This window comes from Nonomuraea sp. NPDC059007 (assembly GCF_042740555.1).
Classification (GTDB): Bacteria; Actinomycetota; Actinomycetes; order Streptosporangiales; family Streptosporangiaceae; genus Nonomuraea.
Genome location: NZ_JBHYJD010000006.1, coordinates 1 through 27,000, shown reverse-complemented (window position 1 = coordinate 27,000; position 27,000 = coordinate 1). Strand labels below are relative to the sequence as shown.

The 27,000-nt window shown below is 70.4% G+C and carries 21 protein-coding genes; 11 read left to right on the top strand and 10 right to left on the bottom strand.

Annotated elements, in window-relative coordinates; all coding sequences use genetic code 11:
- Positions 1-86 precede the first annotated feature (86 nt).
- Together ACFWY5_RS11240 and ACFWY5_RS11235 are read left to right on the top strand one after the other, a co-directional pair.
- Positions 87-2,453: a sigma-70 family RNA polymerase sigma factor gene (locus tag ACFWY5_RS11240; protein ID WP_379611262.1), complete on the top strand. Its 2,367-nt coding sequence runs from the start codon at positions 87-89 to the stop codon at positions 2,451-2,453.
- A 184-nt stretch (positions 2,454-2,637) separates the two neighbouring features.
- Positions 2,638-3,822: an NYN domain-containing protein gene (locus ACFWY5_RS11235; protein WP_379631439.1), complete on the top strand. Its 1,185-nt coding sequence runs from the start codon at positions 2,638-2,640 to the stop codon at positions 3,820-3,822.
- 339 nt (positions 3,823-4,161) lie between these two features.
- Here the strand turns inward: ACFWY5_RS11235 and ACFWY5_RS11230 are convergent, their stop codons facing one another.
- From ACFWY5_RS11230 to ACFWY5_RS11220, 3 genes are all read right to left on the bottom strand, one after another.
- On the bottom strand, positions 4,162-5,310 hold the full coding sequence (locus tag ACFWY5_RS11230; RefSeq protein WP_379631437.1) for a VLRF1 family aeRF1-type release factor: 1,149 nt from the start codon (positions 5,308-5,310) through the stop codon (positions 4,162-4,164).
- 581 nt (positions 5,311-5,891) lie between these two features.
- Positions 5,892-6,521: a two-component system response regulator gene (locus ACFWY5_RS11225; RefSeq protein WP_379611265.1), complete on the bottom strand. Its 630-nt coding sequence runs from the start codon at positions 6,519-6,521 to the stop codon at positions 5,892-5,894.
- 4 nt (positions 6,522-6,525) lie between these two features.
- Positions 6,526-10,692 carry a HAMP domain-containing protein gene (locus tag ACFWY5_RS11220; RefSeq protein WP_379631435.1) on the bottom strand — a complete coding sequence of 1,389 codons (4,167 nt, stop codon included), beginning with the start codon at positions 10,690-10,692 and terminating at the stop codon, positions 6,526-6,528.
- A gap of 120 nt (positions 10,693-10,812) precedes the next feature.
- Here ACFWY5_RS11220 and ACFWY5_RS11215 point away from each other — a divergent pair, with 120 nt between their 5' ends.
- Complete coding sequence (locus ACFWY5_RS11215) at positions 10,813-12,354, top strand: PP2C family protein-serine/threonine phosphatase (protein WP_379611268.1); 1,542 nt, start codon at positions 10,813-10,815, stop codon at positions 12,352-12,354.
- Positions 12,355-12,373: 19 nt separating this feature from the next.
- Here ACFWY5_RS11215 and ACFWY5_RS11210 read toward each other — a convergent pair whose 3' ends face one another.
- The 3 genes from ACFWY5_RS11210 to rho all read right to left on the bottom strand — a co-directional run bounded on the left by ACFWY5_RS11210 (position 12,374) and on the right by rho (position 16,232).
- Entirely contained in the window at positions 12,374-14,137 is a 1,764-nt protein-coding gene (locus tag ACFWY5_RS11210; RefSeq protein ID WP_379611269.1) for a prolyl oligopeptidase family serine peptidase, read from the bottom strand.
- Between the two features lie 144 nt (positions 14,138-14,281).
- Positions 14,282-15,133 carry a putative RNA methyltransferase gene (locus ACFWY5_RS11205; RefSeq protein ID WP_379631433.1) on the bottom strand — a complete coding sequence of 284 codons (852 nt, stop codon included), beginning with the start codon at positions 15,131-15,133 and terminating at the stop codon, positions 14,282-14,284.
- Positions 15,134-15,149: 16 nt separating this feature from the next.
- Entirely contained in the window at positions 15,150-16,232 is a 1,083-nt protein-coding gene (gene rho / locus ACFWY5_RS11200; protein ID WP_379611271.1) for a transcription termination factor Rho, read from the bottom strand.
- 313 nt (positions 16,233-16,545) lie between these two features.
- Between rho and ACFWY5_RS11195 the strand changes: the two genes are divergently transcribed.
- Genes ACFWY5_RS11195 through ACFWY5_RS11185 form a run of 3 tightly spaced genes read left to right on the top strand, consistent with a single transcriptional unit; the run spans position 16,546 to position 18,348 of the window.
- Complete coding sequence (locus ACFWY5_RS11195; RefSeq protein ID WP_379611272.1) at positions 16,546-16,686, top strand: hypothetical protein; 141 nt, start codon at positions 16,546-16,548, stop codon at positions 16,684-16,686.
- Positions 16,687-16,701: 15 nt separating this feature from the next.
- Positions 16,702-17,442, top strand: a complete 741-nt coding sequence (locus ACFWY5_RS11190; protein WP_379631431.1) for an MBL fold metallo-hydrolase — start codon at positions 16,702-16,704, stop codon at positions 17,440-17,442.
- Positions 17,443-17,481: 39 nt separating this feature from the next.
- Entirely contained in the window at positions 17,482-18,348 is an 867-nt protein-coding gene (locus ACFWY5_RS11185) for a TolB family protein (protein ID WP_379631430.1), read from the top strand.
- On the opposite strand, the gene ACFWY5_RS11180 is transcribed toward ACFWY5_RS11185, so the two are convergent.
- On the bottom strand, positions 18,338-20,242 hold the full coding sequence (locus ACFWY5_RS11180) for a nitrate- and nitrite sensing domain-containing protein (RefSeq protein WP_379631428.1): 1,905 nt from the start codon (positions 20,240-20,242) through the stop codon (positions 18,338-18,340). The genes ACFWY5_RS11185 and ACFWY5_RS11180 overlap by 11 nt on opposite strands.
- A 63-nt stretch (positions 20,243-20,305) precedes the next feature.
- Entirely contained in the window at positions 20,306-20,680 is a 375-nt protein-coding gene (locus ACFWY5_RS11175) for a hypothetical protein (RefSeq protein WP_379611276.1), read from the bottom strand.
- A gap of 103 nt (positions 20,681-20,783) precedes the next feature.
- On the opposite strand from ACFWY5_RS11175, the gene ACFWY5_RS11170 reads away from it, so the two are divergent.
- Positions 20,784-21,311 carry a DUF6886 family protein gene (locus ACFWY5_RS11170; protein WP_379611277.1) on the top strand — a complete coding sequence of 176 codons (528 nt, stop codon included), beginning with the start codon at positions 20,784-20,786 and terminating at the stop codon, positions 21,309-21,311.
- On the opposite strand, the gene ACFWY5_RS11165 is transcribed toward ACFWY5_RS11170, so the two are convergent.
- Both ACFWY5_RS11165 and ACFWY5_RS11160 read right to left on the bottom strand, forming a co-directional pair.
- Positions 21,277-22,245, bottom strand: coding sequence for a ketopantoate reductase family protein (locus ACFWY5_RS11165; protein ID WP_379611278.1), 969 nt, complete (start codon positions 22,243-22,245; stop codon positions 21,277-21,279). The genes ACFWY5_RS11170 and ACFWY5_RS11165 overlap by 35 nt on opposite strands.
- Complete coding sequence (locus tag ACFWY5_RS11160; protein WP_379611279.1) at positions 22,230-22,958, bottom strand: glycosyltransferase family 2 protein; 729 nt, start codon at positions 22,956-22,958, stop codon at positions 22,230-22,232. The genes ACFWY5_RS11165 and ACFWY5_RS11160 overlap by 16 nt, the downstream gene beginning before the upstream one ends.
- A 77-nt stretch (positions 22,959-23,035) precedes the next feature.
- Here ACFWY5_RS11160 and ACFWY5_RS11155 point away from each other — a divergent pair, with 77 nt between their 5' ends.
- Genes ACFWY5_RS11155 through ACFWY5_RS11140 form a run of 4 tightly spaced genes read left to right on the top strand, consistent with a single transcriptional unit; the run spans position 23,036 to position 26,906 of the window.
- Positions 23,036-23,386, top strand: a complete 351-nt coding sequence (locus tag ACFWY5_RS11155; RefSeq protein ID WP_184958829.1) for a DUF4440 domain-containing protein — start codon at positions 23,036-23,038, stop codon at positions 23,384-23,386.
- A 9-nt stretch (positions 23,387-23,395) separates the two neighbouring features.
- Positions 23,396-24,802 (top strand): purine-cytosine permease family protein, encoded by a 1,407-nt coding sequence (locus ACFWY5_RS11150; protein WP_379631426.1) that lies wholly within the window; start codon positions 23,396-23,398, stop codon positions 24,800-24,802.
- Positions 24,799-26,391, top strand: a complete 1,593-nt coding sequence (lysS, locus tag ACFWY5_RS11145) for a lysine--tRNA ligase (protein ID WP_379631424.1) — start codon at positions 24,799-24,801, stop codon at positions 26,389-26,391. Before ACFWY5_RS11150 ends, lysS begins: the two co-directional genes overlap by 4 nt.
- Entirely contained in the window at positions 26,388-26,906 is a 519-nt protein-coding gene (locus tag ACFWY5_RS11140; protein WP_379631422.1) for an AAA family ATPase, read from the top strand. The genes lysS and ACFWY5_RS11140 overlap by 4 nt, the downstream gene beginning before the upstream one ends.
- The last annotated feature ends 94 nt before the right edge of the window (positions 26,907-27,000 follow it).

The window sequence follows — 27,000 nt, the reverse complement described above, 5'->3', positions numbered from 1 at the left end:
AAAGGCAAAGACGCGCTTTCGGGTTAGTCATGACGCGGAATGCGGAATGATTCGCCGGGGCAACCCCGCGTAATCGTGAGGTCACTATGAGTGTCGAATCGCCGCAAAGCGATGCAGATCTACTCGAAGCGGTACGAGGCGGCAACGCCGCCGCCTATGGCGTGCTCTACGAACGCCACGTCGTCGCCGCCCGAGCCCTCGCCCGCCAGCTCGTGCGGGGGGAAACGGACGTCGAGGACGTGGTCGCCGAGTCCTTCACCAAGATCCTCGACTTGGTGGGGCGCGGCGGCGGTCCCGACGCCGGGTTCCGGCCGTACCTGCTGACGGTCGTGCGCCGGACGGTCTACGACCGCGGCCGGGTCGAGAGCCGCCAGGTCAGCACCGGCGAGATCGAGCTGTTCGACCCCGGGGTGCCCTTCGTCGACCCCGCCCTCACCGGGCTGGAGAAGTCGCTGATCTCCCGCGCGTTCCTGTCGCTGCCCGATCGCTGGCGTACCGTCCTGTGGCACACCGAGGTGGAGGACTCCAAGGCCGCCGAGGTCGGCCCGCTGCTCGGGCTGTCGGCCAACGGCGTCGCCGCCCTGGCCTACCGGGCCCGCGAGGGGCTGCGGCAGGCGTACCTGCAGATGCATCTGGCCGCCTCGCCACAGCAGGCCTGCCGTCCGGTGCTCGGCAAGATGGGCGCCTACGTCAGGGGCGGCCTGGCCAGGCGCGACTCCAAGTCGGTCGACGACCACGTCAGCGGCTGCGCCGAGTGCAACTCGGTGCTGCTGGAGCTCACCGACGTCAACCGCGGGCTGCGCGTCATCGTCGGACCGCTCTTCGTCGGCCCGGTCTTCGCCGGGTACCTGGCCGCGCTGGCCAAGGCGAGCGCGGCGGCGGGCGGCGCCGGCGCGGGCATCATCCACGCGATCGGCTGGATCCGGCGCGCGCCCAAGAGCCAGCAGGCGGCCGTCGCCGGAACCGCGGCGGCCGCGGTGGCCGTCGCCGCCTTCCTCCTGGTCTCGGGAGAGGAACCGATCAAGAAGCCCCCGGTGGCCGCAGCGCCGAGCCCCACCAGCCAGCCGTCCCCGGCCGTCGAGCCGCCCAGCGAGAAACCGGCCAGGAAACCCGAGCCCGAACCCACCCCCACGCCCACGCCGACCACCTCCAAGCCCGGCAGGGCCAAGCTGTCGGCGACCATCGGCGCGCTCGGCTCCCTGGTACGCGCCCAGCCCGGCATCATCGGCATCCGCCTGCGCAACGCCGGCAAGGGACCCAGCGACGAACTCGCCGCCACCGTCGCCCTGCCGGAAGGGGTCACGCTCATCACCACCGGCGGCAGCAGGGGCAGCTCAGTCACCGCGGTCAAACCGGTCGGCACGGTCGACGGCTGGTCGTGCAAGGTCGCCCGGAGCGGCGCCCAGTGCGTACGGCGGCCGCTCAAGGGCGGGTCGGCGACGGCAGTCTTCCTGCGCGTACGGGTGGCCGCCTCGGCTCCGGAAGGCGCCGGGCCCGCGGTCCGGATCAAGGCGGGCGGCGTGCAGGTCAAGGCGGTCTCGCCGATCGGGGTCCGCGAGGACGGCGCGCCCGCGCGCTTCGCCACCGACGGCAAGGTCGTGGTCAGAGCGGTCGGCAACGCGCTGCTCACCTGCCCGCCCAGCCGCCAGGGCTGCCCGGAGGCGCTGCGCAGGCAGGGGCAGCGGCGCGACAACGACCTGTGGACCATGCAGCCGCTCGACCGTGACCAGGTGGCGAGCACCAAGGCCTCGAGCGCGGCCAGGCTCGACCTGCCGGCCGGCGGGCAGATCGTGTGGGCCGGGCTCTACTGGTCGGCCAGCACCAAGACGGCGGGGCCGATCAAGTTCCGGCCGGCCGGGCGGGACGGGTACGTGAAGATCAGGCCGAACCAGGTCATGGCGCGCGAGCTGCCGGTGGGGCCCGCCTACCAGGCGTTCGCGGACGTGACCGGGCTGGTCAGCAGCAGCAAGAAGAAGGGGATGTGGTGGGCGGCGGACGCACCCATGAAGCCGGGGATCTCGCAGCATGCCGGGTGGAGCCTGGTGGTGATCGCGACCGATCCGGCGCAGCCGTACAGTCAGGCGGTCGTGCTCGACACGGCCACGCAGATCGGCGGGGAGAAGGACGCGGCGGGACGGCTCGACGTGCCGCTGGGCGGACTGATCCCGGCGGCGGCCCCCGCGCGGCTGGAGCTCGTCACGTGGGAGGGCGACGCGGACCTGTCCGGCGACAAGGTCTCGCTCGGCGGCGCGGCGATGGTGCCGGAGGCGGGCGGGCGGGACGCGGGCAACACGTTCGACGGGTCGTCGAACGGGGCGAACGGGCTCACGTTCGGTGTCGATGTGGATACCTTCAGTGCTGAGCTGGGGGAGCGGCCGCGGCTGAGCATCGTCTCCAGAAGGGATGCGGTGTTGTTCGGTGTCGCGGCGGTTAGTGTCCGCGCACGGTCGTGACCGTGAACGGGACAGACTGGTACGGTTCGCGTAAATCCTCTGGCGTAACGTCGGGCGAGGGCGGAATCGTCGGGATTAACCCTCGCACGATCATTGGCTTCATTACCCTGGTAAAGGGCCGCCGAGTCCGGCTCTGACGGTGCAGAGCCAGAAGGTCGGGCCACCTAGAAAGGGGCGGTGTCGCGTGGATCGCTGCGCGCTGTTCGTGGACGCTGGCTATCTGCTGGCAGACGGCGCGATGGCCGTTCATGGGACTCGCCATCGCGAAGCGGTTTCCTGGGATTACCCCGGCCTGCTGCAGCTCATGACGAACCTGTCACGCGAGCGCACGGGTCTGCCGTTGCTGCGTTGCTACTGGTACGAGGCGACCGTCGAGGGCCGCCGCACGCCCGAGCACGACGCGCTCGCCGACATCCCCGGCCTGAAGCTGCGGCTGTCGCGCATCAGGCCGGGCCGCCGTGAGGGCGTCGACGCGCAGGTCCACCGCGACCTGATGACGCTGGCCCGCAACAGCGCGATCTGCGACGCCGTCGTGGTCAGCGGCGACGAGGACCTCGCCCAGGTCGTCTGCGACGCCCAGGACCTGGGCATCAGGGTGACCGTCGTGCACATCACCGCCGACGGCAGTTGGGCGGTCTCCCGGACGCTGCGCCAGGAGAGCGACGACCTCATCGAGATCGGCGGCGGCCACCTGCGCCCGTACGTCAACCTGGTCACCGGCTCCGCCGAGGCCGCCAACGGCCACCAGCCGGTCAGCAACGGCCAGGCCGCGCACGCCTCCCTGCCGCCCTCGCCGCCGCCGTCGCTGCCTCCGGCCCAGAGCGCGATCCCTGCGCAGCCGTCGGCGCCGCCCCAGCCCAGCCCGGCCGCGCCGTCCTCGCCCGGCAACCGCCCGCCGTCGCTGCCCACCTACACCTACCAGCCCGAACCCCCGTCCCCGCCCCAGCAGCCGACCCCGCCGCAGCCGTCCGCGGCTCCCGTCACCGGCCCCATCCAGGCGCAGCCGCCGTCCGCCGGCCAGTACGGGGCGCCGTCGTCCTACCAGCAGCCGTCCCAGCTCGGCCCCTACACGGGCCCGCAGCCGGCCCCGGTCTCACCGACCCCGGCCGCGACCGGGGGCGCCACGACGCTGGCCGACGCGGTGAAGGCCGCGCACCGCGAGGGACACGACTTCGGCGAGTCGGTGGCCAGGGACGCGCCCGCGTTGTGGCTGGAGGCGGTGCTGGCCCGCAAGCCCCGCATGCCGTCCGACCTGGAGGCCCGGCTGCTGCAGGGCTCCTCCCTCCCGATCGACTTCCTCCTGCACGACGAAGTCCGCCACGCGCTCCGCCGCGGCTTCTGGGACGCCCTGGAACGCGCCCGCCACTGACTTCTGCTGAAAAATCCGTCCGGTCGTGTCCATCCCGTCCGGTGCCCGCACGCACCGTGCGGGCCTTTTGCTTCTCCTTGGTGGCCGTTGCTTCTCTGTGCGGGCCGTTGCTTCTTCATGCGGGCCGTTGCTTCTTCGTGCGGGTCCTGCTTTTCCGTGCGGGTCTTGCTTTTCCGTTACGGCCAGCCCCCGCCCACGCCACCCGCCGACGCGGGCCGGCGCAGGTCGGGGGGATCGCTTCTCACGTCGGACAGACGCCCCACCGCAACGGCCCTTCGTGAGCCCCCACCCACGGAAGGCCCGCCGGCTACTGGGTGTCCCTGCTTTGCCGGTCGGGTGTTACCAGCGGAGGAGGGCGGCTACTCCGTTGTAGTCGGCCAGGGCTTCGGCGCCGGTGGTGGTGAGGATGGTCAGGGTCACTCCGGTGTTCAGGGCGGCCTCGATCATGCGTTCGCCCAGGTCGGGTTCGGGGTCGGAGGGGACGCCTGCCGGTGCGTGGTCGTACAGGTAGCCGTCCAGGCCCTTGAAGCCCGACCACTTCGCCGACTCCTCCAGCAGCAGGTGGTCTACCCGGCCTTCGTTGAGCAGGGCGAGGGTTTGGTTGAGGCCCAGGGAGCCTCGGCCGCCGGACTTGGCGGCGTCCACTGCCCTTGCCGCCAGGGCGGCGTCGCGGCGTTCGCGGGTGGCGGCCAGTTCCGAGGCCACGTGCTTGGCCGCCTCCGCGGGCGGGAGGGTGTCGACGATGGTGTCCACCTGGACGACGTCCAGGGGGTGTACCGCCCCGGCCAGCACCTCGGTCAGCTCCACGTCGCCGATCAGCAGGACGTCCGTCCAGCCGCGGGACCTGGCCTGGCGGGCGATCTCCGGGGCGCTGCCGTGGAGGTTGCGGCGCAGGTGGTCCTCGACGCGGCGTTGGAACCGGTCGGTCTGGGTGGAGCTGGACTGCGCGGTTCCGCCCGGACCCGGGCCGCGCATGGGGCGCCAGTCCTCGGTGTCGATCTCGTAGGTCTTGTGCTCGATCTCCTCGGCGACGCCGTACCGGAGGTCGATGAGGCGCACGCCGTCCCGTGAGACGAGCACCAGACCGGCGGGGGCGCTGGTGGCCATGGCGGTGAGCAGCGGGCGGACGTAGGCGGTGGATTCGAGCACGGCGCAGTCCTCGATCGGGACCTGCAGCTTGATCGTGCGGACGTCGTGGTCGCTGACCGAGGCGAACAACGCCCGTCCGATCCCGGATTCGGTGGCATCGAGAAGTTCGAGGATGTCCGGCTCCAGCGCTTCGAGCCGGCGGAACACAGCCTCGCGGCGTTCGCGATCCGGCCAGGTGTTGACGTGATCCCGAATCGCGGACAGCTCATTCCTGAGCCGGATCCCGCGGGCGGGCCGGGTGGAGGCCTCCTCGCGAGGGTCGGCAGTGGTGTACAGCGACACCACGCCCGCCTCGTCCTTCATGGCGGCGAGCTCGCGGAGGAAGGTCTGATCGAACACGGCAGTTCTCCGTTCTCCGGCATCGAATCACTACCGACTCTAAAAACCCCAACCCACCACAAACCCCACCTCTACCGGATATTTCCCCGCGTTTTACCCCCACCTTGATCCCAGCCGCTCCCTCACCACCGGGCAAACACACCTCGGCAGTCGGTCCCGGGACACCACCAAAGCCACTACCTCCGGCAACACCTACAAGCCCTCGCCTGACCACACATCGGGGCACTCTGGCCTCGGGTGACGGACCTCCGGGGGTTCTGCCCTGGGTGGTGCCTCAGGGCTTGGGCGTGGGGTGGCCACCGCTGTGGTGCTGCCAAGGGGCGCCGCTGCCCGAGGTGGGGCCGCGGGAACGGGCCGGCGAAGCGCCGTAACGGTGGGGACCACGTCCGACGTGAGAAGCGATCCCCCCGACCTGCGCCCGCCCACGTCGGCGGGTGGCGTGGGCGGGGGCCGGCCGTAACTTGGAGGCGGGGGGAAGGGCCAACCGGCGGAGGTCCGCAAGCCCGGGACGCAAACCGGGACGCAAACCACAGCGCGTCGAGCGGGCGCGCAAGAGGCGCGGCTAATACTCCGGAGAAGATCTACGAGAGCGCGTCAAAGCCTGCGCGGAGGTTGGCGAGGCGCTCGGTGAGGTCGGTGAGTGGGGCGGTGAGAACCGGGTCCGGGGACTTGCGGGCCAGTTCGCGCACCCTCGCCAGCTCGTCCTCCACCGCGGCCAGCCGGCGGGAGAGTTCGGGCAGGACCGAGCCCTGGACGGAGGCGCCGGGCGGCAGTTCGGCGGCCATGCGGTCGCGCAGCAGCGACGCCTGCTCGGCCAGGCGCTTGTTCATGTTGTAGAGCTCGGCGAACACCGACACCTTCGCCCGCAGCACCCACGGGTCGAACGGCTTGGTGAGGTAGTCGACGGCGCCGGCCGCGTAACCGCGGAAGGCGTAGTCGGGGGCGCTGTCGACCACGGTCAGGAAGATGATCGGGATGTTCCGGGTACGCTCGCGCCGCTTGATGTGGGCGGCCGTTTCGAAGCCGTCCATGCCGGGCATCCGCACGTCCAGCAGGATGAGCGCGAACTCGGTGTTGAGCAGCGCCTTGAGGGCATCCTCGCCCGACTTGGCCCGTACGGGCACCAGGTCGAGGGAACTGAGGATGGCCTCCAGGGCGATGAGGTTCTCCTCCCGGTCGTCGACCAGGAGGATCTTCGCTCGTTCCGGCACTCGATCACGATCCTTCTGCTGAGTCGGTCGTGCTCACCCGCCCACGGCTGAGCCAACCGCGCAGCCGTTCGAGCAGGCGGTCCACGTCGACTGGCTTGGGCACGTAGTCAGAGGCACCTGAGGCGATGCTCTTCTCACGATCGCCCCGCATGACCTTAGCGGTCAACGCGATGATCGGCAGGTCTGCGAACTGTGGCATGCGGCGGATCGCCGAGGTCGTGGCCCAACCGTCCATCTCGGGCATCATGATGTCCATCAGGACGAGAGCCACATCCTCGTTGCGCTCCAGCTGCTCGATGCCCTCGCGGCCGTTCTCGGCGTAGACGACGGTGGAGCCGTGGCGTTCGAGGACGCTGGTGAGGGCGAAGACGTTGCGGATGTCGTCGTCCACGATGAGGATCTTGGCGCCGGACAGCGGGTCGTCGCCCTTCCACTTGCTGGTCTCGACCTGCTCCGACAGCTCGGGCAGCTGGAGGTCCATGGGCAGCGGGGGTTCCGGCATCGTCACCGTGGGCTCCTCCACCGGCATCGCCAGCACCTGGCGCCGGGCCGTGCCGCCGTCGCCGGCCGGGAGCGGGCCGTTGTAGGAGGCGGGCAGGTAGAGGGTGAACGTGCTGCCCTTGCCGAGTTCGCTGTCGACGTGGATCTCGCCGCCGAGCAGGCGGGCGATCTCACGACAGATCGACAGCCCGAGGCCGGTGCCGCCGTACTTGCGGCTGGTGGTGCCGTCGGCCTGGCGGAACGCCTCGAAGATGACCTCCCGCTTGTCCGGCGCGATGCCGATGCCGGTGTCGACCACCTCGAAGGCGAGCAGGTCGTCGGCCTCGCGCAGGATCGCGTCGTCGTACTCGATGCCGGACGGCGCGCGGACCACGCGCATCTTGACCTCGCCCTTCGGCGTGAACTTCACCGCGTTGGACAGCAGGTTGCGCAGCACCTGCTGCAGCCGCTGCTCGTCGGTGTGCAGCTCCAGCGGTACGCCCTCGTCGACCTCGACGCTGAAGGCCAGGCCCTTGTCCTGGGCCAGCGGCGCGAACGCCGCGTCGACGTAGTCGACCAGCTTCGGCGTCGAGAGCGTGGCCGGGTGGATGTCCATCCGGCCCGCCTCCACCTTGGACAGGTCGAGCATGTCGTTGATCAGCTGCAGCAGGGCCGAGCCGGCGCCGTGGATCGTGCGGGCGAACTCCACCTGCTGCGAGGTCAGGTTGCCCTCGGCGTTCTCGGTGAGCAGCTTGGCCAGCACGAGCAGGCTGTTGAGCGGGGTACGCAGCTCGTGCGACATGTTGGCCAGGAACTCCGACCGGTAGCGGTTGGAGACCGCGAGCTGCTCGGCCCGCTCCTCCAGCGTCCGCCTGGCCTGCTCGATCTGGAAGTTCTGGATCTCGATCGCGCGGTTCTGCTTGGCCAGCAGGCCCGCCTTGTCCTCCAGCTCGGAGTTGGAACGGCGCAGCTCCTCCTGCTGGCGCTGCAGCTCGTCCGAGCGTTCCTGCAGCTCACGGGTGAGGCGCTGGGAGTCGGTGAGCAGGTCCTCGGTGCGGGAGTTGGCGATGATGGTGTTCATCGTGACGCCGATGGTCTCGACGAGCTGGGTGAGGAAGTCGAGGTGGACCTCGCCGAACGGCGTGAAGGAGGCCAGCTCCAGCACGCCCAGCACCCGGCTCTCGAACAGGATCGGCAGCACCACGATCTGCGCCGGCGTGGAGGAGCTCAGGCCGCTGTCGATGGTGATGAAGGCGGCCGGCACGTTGTCGAGGATGATGTGCCTGCCCTCGGCCGCCGCCTGGCCGACCATGCCCTCGCCGATGGCGAACATCTGCCTCGGGCCGCGGTCGGGGCGGACGCCGTAGCCGCCGATGAGGACGAGGTCGTGCTCGCCCTCGGGGGCGCGGCCGTAGAAGGCGCCGTAGCGGGCGGAGACGAGCGGCGTCAGCTCGCTCATGATCAGCTTGGCCACCTCGAACAGGTCGCGGTGGCCCTGCATGAGCCGGGAGATGCGGGCCAGGTTGGACTTGAGCCAGTCCTGCTCCTGGTTGGCCTGGGTGGTCTCGCGGAGGTTGGCCACCATGTAGTTGACGTTGTCCTTGAGCTCGGCCAGCTCGCCCTGCGCCTCGACGGCGATGGAGCGGGTCAGGTCGCCCTGGGCGACGGCGCTGGTCACGGTGGCGATGGCGCGTACCTGCGTGGTGAGGTTGCCGGCCAGCTCGTTCACGGACTCGGTCAGCCGCTTCCAGGTGCCTTCGACGCCCTCGACGCGGGCCTGGCCGCCGAGGCGGCCTTCCGAGCCCACCTCGCGGGCGACTCGGGTGACCTCGGAGGCGAAGGACGAGAGCTGGTCGACCATCCGGTTGATGGTGGTCTTGAGCGCGAGGATCTCGCCCTGGGCGTCCACGTCGATCTTGCGGGTGAGGTCGCCGTTGGCCACGGCGGTGGTGACCTCGGCGATGTTACGCACCTGGTAGGTCAGGTTGTTGGCCATGAAGTTGACGTTGTCGGTGAGGTCCTTCCACACACCGGACACGCCCTGCACCCGTGCCTGGCCGCCCAGCTGGCCCTGTGTGCCGACCTCGCGGGCGACTCGCGTCACCTCGTCGGCGAAGGACGAGAGCTGGTCGACCATCGTGTTGAGGGTGTCCTTGAGCTGGAGGATCTCGCCCTGCGCGTCGACGGTGATCTTCTTGGACAGGTTGCCCTGGGCCACCGCGGAGGAGACGGCCGCGATCTGCCGCACCTGGGAGGTGAGGTTGTTGGCCATGAAGTTCACGTTCTCGGTGAGGTCCTTCCAGACCCCGGACACGCCGCGTACCTGGGCCTGGCCGCCCAGCTGGCCCTCGGTGCCGACCTCGCGGGCGACCCGGGTGACCTCGGAGGCGAAGGACGAGAGCTGGTCGACCATGGTGTTCATGGTCGACTTCAGCTCCAGGATCTCGCCCTGGGCGTCCACGTCGATCTTGCGGGTGAGGTCGCCGTTGGCCACGGCGGTGGTGACCTGGGCGATGTTGCGTACCTGGTAGGTCAGGTTGTTGGCCATCGAGTTGACGTTGTCGGTGAGGTCCTTCCAGACGCCGGAGACGCCCTTCACCTCGGCGCGGCCGCCCAGCTTGCCTTCGGTGCCGACCTCGCGGGCGACTCTGGTCACCTCGTCGGCGAAGGACGAGAGCTGGTCGACCATGGTGTTCATGGTCTCCTTGAGCTCCAGGATCTCGCCCTCGGCGTCGACGGTGATCTTCTTGGACAGGTTGCCCTGCGCCACCGCCGTCGCCACGGTCGCGATGCTGCGGACCTGGGAGGTCAGGTTGTTGGCCATGAAGTTCACGTTGTCCGTGAGGTCCTTCCAGACCCCGGACACGCCGCTCACCTGCGCCTGGCCGCCCAGCTGGCCCTCGGTGCCCACCTCGCGGGCCACTCGGGTCACCTCTTCGGCGAACGCCGAGAGCTGGTCGACCATCGTGTTCACGGTGTTCTTGAGCTCGAACATCTCGCCGACCGCGTCGACCGTCACCTTGCGGCTCAGGTCGCCCTTGGCCACCGCGGTGGTCACGACCGCGATGTCGCGCACCTGCGCGGCCACGCGCGAGGACATCGTGTTCACGGCCTCGGTGAGGTCGCGCCAGCTTCCCGACATGCCGCGCAGGTTCGCGCTGCCGCCCAGCCGGCCCTCGGTGCCCGCCTCGCGGGCCACCCTGGTCACCTCGGAGTTGAACAGCGCAAGCTGGTCGACCATGCCGTTGATGGCCTTGCCCAGCCTGCGTACCTCGCCTCTGGCCGAGCGGTCGAGGTCGATGCGCCGTGACAGGTCACCCTTGGCGACGGCGTCGATCACGTCGGCGGCGCCGCTGACCGGGCTCACCAGCGCGTCGATCAGCATGTTCACGGACTCGACGCTCTCGGCCCAGGCTCCGACGCCGGGACCCGGCGTCAGCCGTTCCCCGAACCGGCCCTCCTTGACCACTTCCTTGCGGACGCGTACCAGCTCGTTCGCCAGATGCTCGCGACGGTCGGCCACCTCGTTGAGCAGCAGCCGCACCTCGCTGAGTATCCCTGCGGGAGCATGCGGGACACGACGCCGGAAGTCGCCGTCGCGCCAGGAGAAAAGGGTCTCCAAGATCGGTACTAGGTCCGCCTCGGTGTAGGTCCTTTCCTCCGGATTCGGCGCGATCTTGGCCGTGGTCATGGGGCCTCCTTCACTCCCGGGGTGCCGCCGCGAGTGATTCAAGTCTGTCACGATGAGTAGCTCGTAGTCCTGTCCTTGGATTTACCCCATGTCAGCGGTAATTGTGGTAGGCACGGTGGGATGACTGCATCTCCCCACGCGCTGCTCGCCGCGACGTTCGCGCCGGGTGAGTCAGCCGTGCCCGCGGCCAGGAGGTTCACTCGAGAGGTGATGACCGCCTGGGCGGTCGCCGCCGTGCTGGCGGACGCGGAGCAGATCGCCGGTGAGCTTGCAGCTCAGGTCGCGGACGAGCCGTTCGAGGTGATCTGGAAACATTTCGGCGACGCGGTGCAGGTCGAGCTGCGGCAGCGCACGGCTCCCCAGGCCGACCCGAAGGGTCCTTCGGTCGAGGTGGAGGAGTGGGGGATCACCTTCGCGGGCGATTCCCGTGTCCATTGGGCAAGGCTCACGCTACCGGGTTCGTCGGAGAGAGTCGCGGCCGAATGGTCGGAGGACACCTCCAGGGGCCCCCACTGGCTGGGCTTCCTGGCCGACGCCAGCGACCTTCTCGCCGGCACGCTCGACCCCGACATGGTGCCCGCGATCATCGCCCAGATCGTCGTGCCCAGGCTGTCGAGCTGGTGCGGCGTCTACACCACCGACGGCGCGGTCGGGCCACTGCGGCTGGCGTACCTGTGGCACGCCGACGAGGCCCGGATCGACGGGCTGCGCGAGGAACTCGCCGGGATCGGCATCGACGAGGCCGACACGCGCGCCACGTCCACCGTCCATCTCGACGGCTCGCAGGTCCTCGCCGTTCCGCTCACCGCGCGTGGCCGTCAGCTCGGCATGATGTGCCTCGGCCGTACGGACCGATTCCCCGACGAGGTCGTGCAGTTCGCCGACGACATCGCCCGCCGCGCCGCGCTCGCGATGGACAACGCCCGCCTGTACGCCCAGCAGGCCGCCGCCAACCGGGCTTTGCAGCGTAGCCTCCTGCCGCCGAACGAGCCCGAGGTGCCCGGCCTCGACTACGGCGTCGTCTACGAGCCCGCCGGCGAGGCCAACGAGGTCGGCGGCGACTTCTACGACCTGTTCGCGGCCGAGGACTCCTGGCGCTTCGCCATCGGCGACGTCTGCGGCACCGGCCCCGAGGCCGCCGCCGTCACCGGCCTGGCCCGCCACACGCTGCGCCTGCTGGCCCGCGAGGGCTACGGCGTGGCCGCCGTCCTGGGCCGGCTCAACCAGGCGATCCTGGAGGAGGGGGAGCGGGCCCGCTTTCTCACGTTGCTCCACGGCGACATCACGCCGATGCCGAGCGGCCTGGAGGTACGCCTGGTGTCGGCCGGCCACCCCGAGGCGCTGCGCCTCAAGCCGAGCGGGGTCGTGGAGGCGGTCACCACGCCGCAGTCGCTGCTCGGCGTCTTCTCCGAGGTGCAGTTCGAGGCCGACACGATCCACCTCGACCACGGCGACGTCCTGCTGGCGGTCACGGACGGGGTGACCGAGCGCCGCAGCGGCGGACGGCTGCTCGACGACGGAGGCGGGCTGGCCAAGCTGCTGGCGGAGTGTGTGGGGCTGTCGGCACGCGCGGTGGCCGAGCGCATCCGCCGCGCGGCCGAGGACTACGCCCCGGAGCCCAGCGCCGACGACCTGGCCATCCTGGTCCTGCGTGCGCGTTGACTCTCTTTTATGCCCAGGCCTAATGCTGAGTATGTTTCCGGGCGAAATCCAACTGGAGTGCCATTTGCGCAATACGCTCCGACACTACGAGTGAGCCCCGCACCGCGTCATAGGTGTAGATCTCGTGCTCGCGCCCATGCTCGGCGAGTTTCGCCACGTACTTCTCGATCTGCCGCAATGGACAACGTGTGTCGTTCTCGCCGGCGAGAATCAGCACGGGCCCCTTCACCCGGTCCACATAGGTGATGGGCGAGCTGGCCGCGTAGCGTTCCGGCTGCTCGTCCGGGGAGCCGCCGAACAGCGAGCGCTGGTAGGCGCGCAGGCTCTCCGCCTCGTCCTCGTAGCAGGTCTGGTGGCAGGCGATCGGGACCGCGGCGATGCCGGCCCGCCAGTGGTCGGGCTGGACGCCCATGCCCAGCAGCGCCAGGAAGCCGCCCCACGCGGTGCCGGCGAGCACCAGCCGCTCCGGGTCGGCGACGCCGCGCGCCACCACCCACTCGCGCACGGCCGCGACGTCGGCCAGTTCGATGTGCCCGACGTCGCCGTGCAGGGCGTCGCGCCAGGCGGTGCCGTAGCCGGTGGAGCCGCGGAAGTTGACCCGCACCACCGCGTAGCCCGAGTCCACCCACGCGGCGACCTCGGGCGAGTAGGAGTCGCGGTCCTGCGCGGTCGGGCCGCCGTGCAGCAGGAACACGGTCGGGTACGGCGCGGCGCCGTTCTCCGGGCGGGAGATGAGCGCGTGGATGCGTCCGCCGGGGCCCTCGACGTCGATGTCCTCGACCGGGACGCTGGGCGGGGCGGGCGGACCGGCCGGGTTCATCACGACCTGCCCGTTGCTGGAGCGCACCACGGGCGGCCGCGAGCCGCTCGACCAGGAGTACTCCACGTGGCCGCCGGGCCGCGGCGCCGCCTCGTCGATCACGCCGTGCGGGGTCTCGATCGGGGTGAGGCCGCCGCCGCCCAGGTCGTAGCGGTGGAGGTAGCTGCGGGCGCGGTCCTCGCGGGTGATGAGCAGGGCGCGGCCGTCGGCGTACCACTCGGCGTTGAGGTCGCCCGGGTCCTTGAGCCAGATCTCGCGCTGCTCGCCGGAGGCCGGGTCCCAGACCAGCGGTTCGTGGCGGCTGCGGCGCTCATGGAGCGTGAGCAGGCGGCGGTCGCCCATGATGGGGGCGAACCTGAGGCCGACCACGCCCTTGTCGGGGCCGTCGTAGAGCTCGGCGACGGTGTCGCCGCAGGGGCGCACGACGCGTAGCGCGGGGCGGCGGAAGTCGCCGTACTCGCCGTGGTTGATGGCGATGAGGGAGCCGTCGAGGGAGATGTCGGCGACCCAGCCGGCCTCGGTGTGCTCGTAGATGAGCGTGGTGGGCTCGCCGGGCTGGACCAGGTGGATGCGGAAGGAGCCCTCGCCGGCGAGGCTGATGGCGGCGGCGCCGGTGGCCGAGAGCATGATGCCGCCGGGGTGGCCCGCGCGGATGGACGGGTCGACGGGCTCGTCGGGCCCGCCGGTGAACGGCTGCCGCATCCACCCGCCGAGCTCGTCGCCCTCGGGGTCGGCGAACCAGTAGATCCACTGGCCGGTGGGGTCGATGGCGGCGTGGGCGGTGCCTTTGGGCTGCTCGGTGACCTGGCGGGTGACTCCGGCGGTGCGGTCCCAGGCGTAGAGCTCCCAGGTTCCGGTGGCGTTGCTCCTGTAGATCGAGCGGTTCGGGGCCTGGCGCGCCCACGTGGGCAACGTCATTCTCGGCGCCCGGAACCTGGCCTGCCAGCGTTCCTCCGCCTTCATCCGGCGCGTCCCCTCCCTCTGGCACCGCGCGCTTCCCGGGCGCGGTTGGCGTCCAGTATTGCGCCTGTGTCGCGGAAATACTTGAGGAATGTGGGGGAATTTCGGACTAAATACCCCATCAGTAACACGGGTCGCATATGTCCGTCAAGGAACGGGCCTTGATCGTGGTCCTGTCACGAAGATAGACAGTTCAAATGCCACTTGGGTTGACACTTTCCCCAGGTTTTTCTCAGCGAAGAGCCGGGAAATCCTGGCCCGGAGAACATCATCCTCCAGATGCCAGGCACTCGGGCCCATGCGGACGACTTCCGCGACCTCGTCCGGGCCCAGCTCAAGATCGTAGGCGAGCAGGCTCTGTCCGGCCAGAGTGAAGTCCGGCAGACCGCGCGCCACCCGCTCACGCTTGTCCTCGTCGACCGTCAGCAGCCCGAGCTCCTCGACCAGCGGCCGCAGGTGCCCGCTCGCCGGCGTCACCACGACCAGCCGGCCGTCCGCACGCAGGATGCGGGCGAACTCCGGCCCGTTGCGCGGCGCGAAGACGTCGAGCACCACGTCGGCGACGCCGTCGGCGATCGGCAGCGGCTGCCACACGTCACCGACGAACGCCCCGGCCCGTTCGTGCGCCCGAGCGGCCCGCTTCACCGCGTGCTTGGAGATGTCGAAGGCGATCCCGACGGCGGAGGAGTCCAGCGCTCGCGCGAGGTAGTAGCCGGTCCCGGCCCCCGCGTCCACGACGACCGCGGCGCCGGAGCAGATCGAGGCCAGTTCGGCGGCGAGCGGCGCGTAGTGGCCGACGCCCAGGAACGCCTCCCGGGAGGCGACCATCTGGGGCGTGTCGGCGGTGCCCGGCGGCTTCGAGCCGGTCAGCAGGCTCACATACCCCTGGCGCGCGATGTCGAAGGCGTGACCGGAGGCGCACCGCACCGTGCCCGGCAGCAGTTCGAAGGCGCCCCTGCAGACGGGGCAGACGAGGTACGGGACGGCGTCGGCGAGCATCCGTCCATTGTGGACCTCAGGAGGCGGCGGCCTGGAGGAGGAAGGCCGCGTTGGAGGGAGTCTCGCGGAGCTTGTCGATGAGCAGTTCCGTGCCCTTGCCCCGGTCGAGCGAGGTGAGCATGCGGCGCAGCTTCCACACGATCTGCCGCTCGTGGCCGTCGAGCAGGATCTCCTCGCGGCGCGTGCCGGAGGCGTCGAGGTCGACGGCGGGGAACAGACGCTTCTCGGCCAGGTCCCTGGTCAGGTGGATCTCGCTGTTGCCGGTGCCCTTGAACTCCTCGTACAGGCTGTCGTCCAGCCTGGAACCGGTGCCGACCAGGGCGGTGGCGAGGATGGTGAGCGAGCCGCCGTCGCGCACGTTGCGCGCGGCGCCGAAGAAGCGCTTGGGCGGGTAGAGGGCGGCGGCGGCCAGCCCGCCGGTCAGTACGCGCCCGGTGCCCGGCGAGAGGTTGTTGTACGCCCGCCCGAGCCGCGTCAGCGAGTCGAGCAGCACGACCACGTCCTTGCCCTGCTCCACCAGGCGCTTGGCGCGCTCGATGGCGAGTTCGGCGACCGCGGTGTGCTCCTGGTCGGGGTGGTCGAAGGTCGAGGAGTAGACCTCGCCGGCGATCGTGGTGCGCATCTCGGTCACCTCTTCCGGGCGTTCGCCGACGAGCAGCACGATGAGGTGGACCTCGGGGTGGTTGGCGGTGACGGCCGCGGCCAGCGCCTGCAGGACCATGGTCTTGCCGGCCTTGGGCGGCGCCACGATGAGCCCGCGCTGACCCTTGCCGATGGGCGCGAACAGGTCGATGACGCGGGTGGTCAGGGAGTCGGTCTCGATGGCGAGCCGTTCCGTGGGATAGATGGGGGTGAGATCGGCGAAGTGCGGCCGCTCGCGCCAGTCGGCGCGGCCGTTGACGCTCTCGACCGAGGTCAGCTTGGCGCCGGACGCGACGGCGACGACCTGGTCGCCGTGGCGCAGCCCGAGCTGCTGAGCCCGGTCGGCGGCGATGCGCAGATCGCCGAGGCGGGCGGTCTTCCCGCGGATGTCCAGCAGGCCGGTGACCTGCCGGGCGGGGGCTTGTGACCGCTGCCGGGGAATGGTTTGGACAGACATGATGACCCTCCTTGAGGGCATGCCGACGCAGGTCGGCTAAGGTGTTGATAGACGGTGGGCCGGACCTCAACACGGGCGGGGCCACCGAAAGGGGAGTGCAGCGGAGCCATGAGCTCGACGCTGCTCGAAACGTATCACACGTTCCGATCCCCAGAACGTCTAGCCCTTCGGTGCTATTCCCGGGGGGTCTTCGCTTGTTCGCCCCCCAGGTGTGAAGCACAACGGCGTAGAACGTGTCAAGCGGGCTGCAGGGCCGCTGCAATCCGCTGAGGCTTTCATAGATGTGAGAGAACGTCCTAGGGGGACCGCCATCATGACCAGCACCCAGTGCCCGAGGTGTCAGACCGAGCTCGACGAGGGCCCGATCATGTACCGCTGCTCCACGTGCCGCCGCGCCGTCTACGCCGCGGACCTGGAGAACGACTACGTCGCCAGGCACTCGGTGGCCGCTTAGCCCTAATCTGGGCGGATGCCCCACCCATCGACGACCGTGGCAGGCGTCGAGATCACACCACTGTGCGACGCCGTCGGCCCCATGGGCCCGGCTCTCCGCCTGCCGTTCCTGGAGACCTTCCCCGGCGCTCACGCCGACGAGGGCCCGTGGATCCTGCACTTCCACTGCTACCTGCTGCGCGGGCGGGACGGCCGGCTCACGCTCGTGGACACGGGCGTCGGCGCGGCCGACTCGCCCGCCGCGGCCTGGGCGCCGGTGCCCGGCCGCCTGCTCGCCGAACTGGCCGCGGCCGGCGCCGCGCCCGAGGACGTGGACACGGTCGTCATCACGCACCTGCACAGCGACCACTGCGGCGGCTCGGTGACCGGCGGCAGGCCCGTCTTCGCCAACGCCCGCCACGTGGTCCAGCGCGCCGAGGTCGAGGCCGTCTCCGACACGATCAGGACCGCCGTGCTCGATCCTCTCCGCGACGGGCTGCACGTCGTCGACGGCGACACGGAGATCTCCCCCGGCCTGTGGGTACGGCTCACGCCCGGCCACACCGCCGGCCACCAGATCGTCGAGACCGAAGGCGTCACCGTGTTCGGGGACATCCTCCACCACCCGGTGCAGCTGGCCGACCCGTCGATCCGCTACGTCTACGACGACGATTCCGACCTGGCGGCCAAGACCCGTCTGGAGCAGGTCGCCCGGGTGCGCGCGCGACACACGCTGCTCGCCACGTCGCATTTCCCCGAACCCTTCGTCCAGCTGTGACATCAAGGAGGGGACAGTTCCATTGAGCGGGGGAATTCCATGAAGGTCCTGGCGGGTGTCGTGCTGAGCGCCGCGCTGGTCGTGCCGGTGACGGCTCAGGCGGCCACGGCGGCACAGGAGAAGCTGGTCTACTTCTCCTACGACAAGAGCGGCAAGGTGCGGGCGTACGAGAAGGGCGAAGGCTGGCGCACGCTGGCCGGCACCGGCGCGATGCCGCAGATGGCGGCGGCGCCCGACGGCCGGAAGGCGGCCTGGATCACCGACAAGGGCAAGCTGGTCGTGAAGGCGGGCCGCACGCTCACCACGGTCGCGACGAAGCTCCAGGGCGGCACGCCCTGCCTGACGCCGACCTGGTCGGCAGACTCCAAGCAGGTCGCCTACGTCAAGGGCGAGACGGTCATGGCGGTCAGGGCCGACGGCACCGGCGCGCGCAAGCTCGGCTCGACCAAGGGCGTCTGCCATCTGGCCTGGTCGGCCGACGGCCGCTACCTGGCCGGGTACACCGGCGAGGCCGACGCCCTCTACCTGCTCGACACGAAGACCGGCAAGGACGACAGGGTCAAGGGCGTCAAGTCGATCACCCACGTGCAGAGCCTGTCGCCTGACGGGAGCAAGGCGGTCGTGCAGGTCCCGTCCGACCCGGAGACGCCGGGCGACGGCACGTGGCCGTCGGCGTTCACGCCGGTGCTCCTGGACACGGCCACGGGCAAGAAGCGGGCGATCCCGGTGAAGGGCAAGCTGACCGGCGCGTTCTACCGGCCCGACGGCAGCATGGTGGTCAGGACGGCCGGCAAGATCGTCATCCTCGACCGGAACGGCGAGGAGGTACGCCGCCTGGCCGAGCCCGCGGGCGCCAAGGACGCGGCCCTGCTCCAGGTCACCGGCCTCAGCGGCCTCAGCGGCTGACCAGCGGCGCGTGCTCGTGCAGCAGCCCGGAGGGCAACGCGACGAGGGCGGTCAGGCCACCGTACGGTGAGGGTCCGAGCCGGACCCTGATGTCGTGCCTGGCCGCCAGCCGCGCCACCACGAACAGCCCGAGCCGGTCGCTCTGCGCCAGGTCGAACTCGGGCGTCTCCTCAAGCCGCGCGTTGAGCTCGTCGATCTCGGCGCGCTGCAGGCCGAGGCCGCGGTCCTCGATCTCGATGGTCAGCCCGTGCGGCGTGGTCGTGCTGCGCAGGTCCACGCGCGTCTGCGGCGGCGAGAACAGCGTGGCGTTCTCCACCAGCTCGGCGACGAGGTGGGCGACGTCGGTGACGGCGGCGCCGGACAGCGCGAGCGGGGGCGGCTGGAGGATCTCCACCCGCTGGTACTCCTCCACCTCGGCGACGGCGGCGCGCAGCACGTCGAGGATCGGGACCGGGTTGCGCCAGCCGCGTCCCGGCGCCTGTCCCGACAGGATGATGAGGCTCTCGGCGTGCCTGCGCATGCGCGTGGTCAGGTGGTCGAGCTTGAACAGGTCGGCCAGCGCCTCGGGGTCCTCGGCGCCCCGCTCCATGCTGTCGAGCTGGAGGAGCTGGCGGTGCAGCAGCGACTGGTTGCGCCGGGCGAGGTTGACGAAGACCTGGTTGACGCCGTGGCGGAGCCTGGCCTGGCCGACGGCGGCCTCCACCGCGGTGGACTGCACACTGTTGAACGCCTGCATGATGTCGCGCACCTCGGAGGTGTTGGCCGCGACCTCCAGCGGGATGACCTGGACCGGCTCCGGGGCCTGGGTCGTGGTGGCCTTCAACCGCTGGACGAGGCCGCGCAGCCGTACCTCTGCCAGCTCGGCGGCGGCGGCGCGGAGGGCGGCGAGCTCGCGCACGAGGCGGCGGCGGAAGCGCAGGGACAGCGCGATGGAGGCGATGACGGCGAGCAGCCCGACGCCGCCCGCGATGCCGATCTTGATCAGGATGGCGTTGGCGGCCGGGTTGACCCGGGCCACGATGCCCTGGACGGCGAAGGTCTGGTTGCGCTCGACCGCGGCCCACAGGTTGTCGGCGTCGGTGGGCCAGGTGGCCGCGCCCGCGGGCAGGCCGTTGACGGTGGCCGGGCCGCGCAGGAGGTCTTCGAGTTCGAGGAACTCGCGGTAGGCGGGCCCCTGGGTCAGGCTCTCGTACGGCAGCCGCAGCCCGGGATCGAGCTGGGCCAGCGCCTGGGTGTAGAGCAGCCGCCGGGTCGCCACCATCCCGGTGAACGCCTCGCGCTCGGCCTTGCCGACCTTGCCGGCGGCCAGCACGACCACGACGACGGCCCGTTCGCGGGCGAGCAGTTCCTTGGCCTCGCCGAGCATGGTGACGGCGTGCGCCTGCCGGTAGAGCGAGGTGTCGGGGACCAGGACCATGACGTCGTGCAGACGGTAGACGGCGTCCACGATCCGGTTGTAGCCGATGATCACGTCGAGGGCGCGCGGGGCGCCGCCGGAGGTGATGCGCCGGATGTCGGGCAGTTGTTCCAGAGCGGTGTTGAGGCCGCGCAGCTGGGTGTCCATCTCGGGGGAGATGTCCCGCTGCTCGGCGGCGAGCCGGTGGAAGCGGGTCAGCGCCCGGTCGGTCAGCCCCCGCTGTTTGGCCACCTGGGCGCTCTGCCGCTTTCCCGAGACGTGCTCGACGGAAAGGTGCCGCTCCTGCTGAAGCTGGACGATGACCTGCTCGGCCGGGTCGGACAGGTTGGTGACCAGTTTGTTGATCTCCAGGAGGCGCAGTCCGTCGCCACCGGTCAGTCCCGCGGCGAACGCCCACAGGCCCACCAGCGAGATGAGCGGGACGAAGAGCAGGACGAGGAGCTTGAGCGCAATGGGGCGGCCACGCTGGGGGGGCATCCGACCTCCGGGTGCACGATGAGAGCGCCTCGCACGATACACCGAACACCCGGATAAATGGGGCTAAGCCGGACCATCCTCCGGCCGCCGCTGGGCAGGTGCCCCGGCGACCAACTGGTCCTCGGAGTGGCGCTCGCGCTCCAGCTTGCGTTCGAGCTCCCGCTTCTCCTCCTCCAGCCGGACGGCCTCGGAGCGGTTGTGCCGCAGCGCCCTGCGGCGCTTGGCCGCGCGGCGGGAACCGGAGTTGACCATCGCGATGCCCAGCAGCAGGACCGCCGCGACGACGGCGCCCGCGACGAACATCTCCAGATGGTTCGGCGCGAAGCCGTAGCCGAAGACGGTGAAGGAGGCGTCGGTGGCGGTCGCGCTCGGTTCCATCGACGCGACCACGATCGCGCCGGTGGCGATCAGGACTAGGACAAGACCCAAAACGATCATCTGAACTCACCTCGACCGTCGCTCTGCCCCGACAGGGCCGCGATATGCGGGGCCCTTGCCGTGTCGCTCGGCTTTTGGCCGGTCAGACCATCAGGATGGTGACATGAGACCCGGACCAGGACAGGTGCTGCACTTCTCGGAAGACCCGACGATCAAGCAGTTCGTGCCGCATGTCGCGAAGACCTCGGTGCTGCGCGAGTCATACGTCTGGGCCGTCGGCCCGGAGCGCTGTCCCGACTACTGGTTCCCGCGCGCCTGCCCGAGGGCGCTGGCGTGGAAGGGCCCGCGCACGACCGAGCGCGACGCCGAGCGGATCATCGGCGCGGGCTGCGGCGAGCGCGTGCACGCCATCGAGTACGGCTGGCTCAAGGCGATCATGGAAGTCCGGTTGTTCGCCTACCGCCTGCCCGCCGACCCCTTCGAGCCCATCGGCGACCCGCCGCACGCGGTCGTGGCCCAGGTCCCCGTGCGGCCGCTCGGCCCGCCCGAGCCGGTCACCGACCTCATCGACCTGCACGAGGAGGCGGGGATCCAGCTACGCGTGCTGGACAACCTCTGGCCGTTCTGGAACGAGGTCACCGCCAGCACGCTGGAGTTCAGCGGGATACGGCTGCGGAACGCTCGTCGATGAGCGCCTGAAGTTTGGCCACGGGCATCGAGCCGGGCGGCAGCTTCTCGCGGGCCGCCCGGTTGGCCTCGCGCTGCAGCACCTCGTTCACCGGAGCCGGCCGGCCGAGTTCGCGCGCCAGCAGCACGATCTCGCCGTTGAGGTAGTCGGCCTCGATGCTGCCCGCGCCTCTGGCCAGGCTCTGCCAGGACGACCCGCCGCCTCTGGCGACGCCGTCTATCGGGGCGAGGTCCACGAGGTGGCCGCGCACGCGCCGTTCGTCGTCCTGGGTGGTGAAGGCGATCCCGGCCGCGTCGAGCAGGCCCATCGCCTCGGTCCTGGCCTGCCGGTGGATGTCGCCGAAGCCGCCGGGCTCGCACAGGGCCTCGGCCGCGTTGCCGAGGTTGCCGAGCAGTTTGCCGTGCTTCCAGCGCATCACATCCGGTACGGCCCGCGCCACGAACCCACTCCGGGTGAGGTCGTCGGTCATCCGGGTCGCCAGGTCGTCCACACCTTGTGGATAACGTCCGACGTGCAGCATGCCGGGGTGCGGCGCGCCGTACGAGATGACCACGCCCGGCTCCAGGTGCAGGGCGGGCAGCCAGACGCACATGCCATAGACCCGCTCGAACCTCCGCAGCGCGACAGGTTCGTTGCAGACGCCGTTCTGGGCCAGGACGACCGGGAGGTCGCGCGACCACGGGTCCAGGGCGGCGACGGTGTCCTGCGACTTGGTCGCCAGGACGATCACGTCGTCGTCGCCGGTGGGGACGGGGCGGTCGGCCACCGGAATGTCCAGCGTCTCCGCGCCGGACGGGGAGATCAGTTTCATGCCGCTCGCGCGGAGGGACTCGTAGTGGGCGCCGCGGGCGATCAGCAGCACATCATGGCCGCCCTGGAAGAGCTTGGCCCCGATGGTGCCGCCAACGGCGCCGGCGCCGATCACGATATAGCGCATGATCCGAGGCTACTAGGCGCCGGAGCGGCGACCAGTCCCCGGTTGCGCTCGCGCAGGATCGTCTTCAGCACGCGCCAGCCGTCGCGTACGGCGTGCAGGTTGCTCTCGCCGTGGATGCGGCAGTGCTCGTGGCTCGGCACTTCCTGGATGAGCAGACCGGCCTGGGCGGCCCGTACGTTCATCAGCGTCTCGATCTCGAAGCCGTCGCAGTCGAGCGCCATCGCGTCGAGGTGCCTGGCCCAGAACGCGTTGTAGCCGTAGCAGAGGTCGGTGTAGCGCGTTCCATAGAGCAGGTTGGTCAGGCCGGTCAGGACCCGGTTGCCGAACGAGCGCAGCACACTGATGTCGCTGGAGCCGCCGCCGGGCGCGTAGCGCGAGCCCTTGGCGAAGTCGGCGCCCTCGATCAGGGCCTCGACGAACAGGCCGATCTCGCGGCCGTCGGTCGAGCCGTCCGCGTCGATCATGACGATGATGTCGCCCTTGGCGGCGGCGAAACCGGCGATGAGGGCGTTGCCCTTGCCCCGGCCGGTCTGCGTGACGACGTGAAGGTCGGGACGGAGCCTGCGGGCGACCGCGACGGTGTCGTCGGTCGAGTTGCCGTCCACCAGGATGACCTCGTCGATCCAGGAGGGCAGCGTTGCGAAGACGTGGGGCAGGTTCTCGGCTTCGTTCATTGCCGGGACCACGACGGTGACACTGGTGGAGAGCTTCATGTGAGCAAGGTCTCCCCAGGTGCCTGCAGGCGGCTTGACATTGCCTTGCACCTGCAAAGGATCTATAACCTTAGATCATGATTTCTGCCCAGAAAACGATAGAAGCGCACCTCGCCGCCATCGCCGGCCGTGATCTGGAGGCCTACGCGGAGACCCTGCACGACGACGTGATCGTGGTCCTCCCGAACGGCAAGACGCTCGAAGGCCGCGAGGCCGTCCTGGAGTTCCACCGTGAGTGGTTTTCCGAGCTTGACTGGACGCAGAAAATGTGCCGGATTTGGGAAAAGGAGACCGAAGGCACCCTGGTCTCGGTCTACGAGGCCGACTACCACGAGGGCGACTACCACGCGCGCAACCTCGTCAGCCTCGTCTTCACCCGTGTCGGCGACGCCTGGCTCCTCCTGCACGACCAGAACACGCGGTTGTAATCTCCGCCTATGACGATGACCGTCGAGCGCAACGGCATCAACGCGGTGCCGCAGGATGAGCGGCGCGGCAGGCCGTTCGACCTGGTCTGGCCCTGGGCGGCCGCGAACCTGTCCCTGTTCGGCATCGCCTTCGGCGTCTACATCGTCGGGCTCGGGCTCGGCGTGGTGCCCGCGATCGCCGCCGGGGCCCTCGGTTACCTGCTCTCGTTCGGGCTGGTCGGCCTCGTGGCCATCGGCGGAGCCCGTTCCGGCGTCCCGACGATGACGCTCGGCCGCGCCGCGTTCGGCATCCAGGGCAACAAGCTGCCCGCGCTGCTGTCCTATGTCTCGAACGTCGGCTGGGAGACCGTCCTGGTCACGCTCTCCGCGCAGGGCGGCGCCGCCATCCTGACCCGGCTCGCGCCGGGTCTCGGCCAGACGAGCGCGCTGGCGATCTGCTTCGTGGTCGCCGCCCTGGTCACGATCGCCGTCGGCGTGTACGGCCACGCCATGATCATGACCGTCCAGCGGTACCTGACCTATGCCTTCATCGTCCTGACGGTCGTCTACATGGCGCTCATGCTGCCCAAGCTGGGCGTCTCCCTTCCCTCGACCGGCGGCCCCGGAGCCTGGGCGGGCGGCGTGATCTTCGCGATGACCCTCCTGGGCCTCGGCTGGGTCAACTGCGGCGCCGACTACTCCCGCTACCTGCCCTCCCGATCCAAAGGCTCGGCGATCACGCTCTGGACCACGCTGGGCGGCGCGCTGCCGCCGATGGTCCTGCTGGTGTTCGGCGTGCTGCTGGCGGGCGGCGACCCCAAGCTGGCCGAGTCGGCCGCCGCCGACCCCGTGGGCGCGCTGGCCGCCGCGCTGCCGACGTGGTTCCTGCTGCCGTACCTGCTGGCCGCGATCGGGGGGTTCCTGGCCGGGGCGATCATGGACATCTACTCGTCCGGGCTGTCCATGCTGGCGCTGGGCGTACCGGTGAAGCGGCACCTGGCCGTGCTGTTCGACGGCGTGCTGATGATCCTCGGCGGCTACTACCTGCTGTTCGTCTCGGGCAACTTCCTGGCCACCTTCCAGGCGTTCCTGTCGATCATCGGGGTGGTCATGGCCGCCTGGGTCGCGGTCTTCCTGGTCGACATGTGGCGCCGCGGCAGCCGGTACGACGAGGGGCTGCTGCGCGCCGGTGGCCCGGCCTTCAACTGGCCCGGCCTGATCGCGCTCGTGGCCGCATCCGTCACCGGGCTCGGCCTGATCACCTCCGCCGACCCGAACATCGCCAACGTCGTCGGCTTCCTCATGAGCGAGTCGATGCGGGCCGGCACGTTCGGCGCCGCCAACGTGGGCGTCGTCGTGGCGCTCGTGCTCGGCGGCCTGCTGTACTTCCTGATCACGCTCGTGTGGCGGCCCCCGGCTGCCAGAATGGGACGATGATCGCAGACTGGGTCGCCAAGTTCGCAGACGATGTCATCGCCGAGGCGGATCGTCGCGCACCGGGCAAACCGATCGTCTGCGCCTCGGGCCTGAGCCCGTCCGGTCCGATCCACCTGGGCAACCTGCGCGAGGTCATGACCCCGCACCTGGTCGCCGACGAGATCCGGCGCCGCGGGCGGGCCTGCGTGCACCTGCTGTCCTGGGATGACTACGACCGGTTCCGCCGCGTACCGGCCGGGGTCGACCCGTCCTGGGCCGAGCACGTCGGTAAGCCGCTGACCTCCGTGCCCGCGCCGCCCGGCAGCGAGCACGCGAGCTGGGCCGAGCACTTCAAGGCGCCGCTGACCGCCGCACTGGCCGAGCTCGGCATCGAGGTCGAGGCCATCAGCCAGACCGAGCGCTACACCGCCGGCGCCTACCGCAAGCAGATCCTGCGCGCGATGGAGCACCGGGTCAAGATCGACGCGATCCTGGAGCAGTACCGCACCAAGGCCGTCGAGCGCTACTCGCCGTACAAGCCCTACTGCGCGCTCTGCGAGCGCGACCTCACCACCGTCACGGCCTACGACGACGAGAGCACCGAGCTGGCCTACACGTGCGCGTGTGGATTCGGCGAGAGTGTACGGCTGGCCGAGCACGACCGGGGCAAGCTGGTGTGGAAGGTCGACTGGCCGATGCGCTGGGCGTACGAGGGAGTGGTGTTCGAGCCGTCGGGTGTCGACCACCACTCGCCCGGCTCGGCGTGGATCGTGGGCGAACAGATCGTCGGCGAGGTCTTCGGCGGCGCGCAGCCCATCGGCCCCATGTACGCCTTCGTCGGCATCACCGGCATGGCCAAGATGAGCAGTTCCAAGGGCGGCGTGCCCACCCCGGCCGACGCCCTGGAGATCATGGAAGCCCCGGTCCTGCGCTGGCTGTACGCCCGCCGTAAGCCCGAGCAGTCCTTCAAGATCGCCTTCGACCAGGAGATCCAGCGCCTCTACGACGAGTGGGACGCGCTCGGCCGCAAGATCACGGGTGGCGGCGGGCTGCCCGCCGAGAAGGCCGCCCACACCCGCGCCACCTCCACCGCCGTCGCGGCGCTGCCCGCCACGCCCCACCCGGTCGCCTACCGCACGCTGGCCTCGATCGCCGACATCACCACCGGCGACGAGCGCCAGACCCTGCGCATCCTGGCCGACGTCGACGGCGTCGCCGCCCTGGACGAGGTGCGTCCGCGCCTCGACCGCGCCCAGCGCTGGGTGGACACGCAGGTGCCCGCCGAGCAGCGCACCCGCGTCCGCGACACCGCCGACGCCGAACGCCTCGACGCGCTCGACGACGACAGCGCCGCGTCGGTGCGCCTGCTGCTCGACGGCCTCGACGAGCACTGGTCGGTCGAGGGCCTCACCACGCTGGTGTACGGCGTGCCGAAGCTCGTGGCCGGTCTCCCGGTTGACGCCAAGCCGACTCCCGAGCTGAAGCAGGCGCAGCGGGCCTTCTTCGCGCTGCTGTACCACCTGCTGATCGGGCGGGACACCGGGCCGCGGCTGCCGACCCTCCTGCTGGCCGTGGGGGCCGACCGGGTGCGTACCCTCTTGACCCCATGAGAGCGGTCATCCTGATCACCGGCATCTCCGCTTCCGGCAAATCCACGGTCGCCCAGGCGCTGGCCGAGCGGCTGCCGAGGTCGGTACACGTGCGCGGCGACGTCTTCCGCAAGATGGTGGTCAACGGCCGCGCCGAGATGTCGGCGGAGCCGTCCGAGGAGGCGCGGCGCCAGCTCCGCCTGCGCTACGCGATCGCCGCCGAGGTGGCCGACCGCTACTTCGAGGCGGGGTTCACACCGGTTCTGCAGGACGTCGTGCTGGGTCCCGATCTGGAGACCGTCACCAAGCTGATCCGCAGCCGCCCGCTCCACGTCGTGGTGCTCGCGCCGTCGGCGGAGTCCGTCGAGCGGCGCGAGCGCGAACGGCCCAAGACGGGCTACGGCGACTGGACGGTCGCCCAGCTCGACCAGGTGCTGCGGACACAGACGCCGCGCATCGGCCACTGGATCGACTCCAGCGGCCTGAGCGTGGACGAGACCGTGCGGGACATCCTGGCGGCCCTGGAACAGCGGTGAAGCCCCGGGCCGACGGGTCCGGGGGTCACCCGCGGTTGAGAAAGCCCCTGCCTCCACGCGCGCGGCGGGCGCGGGCGCGGCGGCGGCCCGGGCG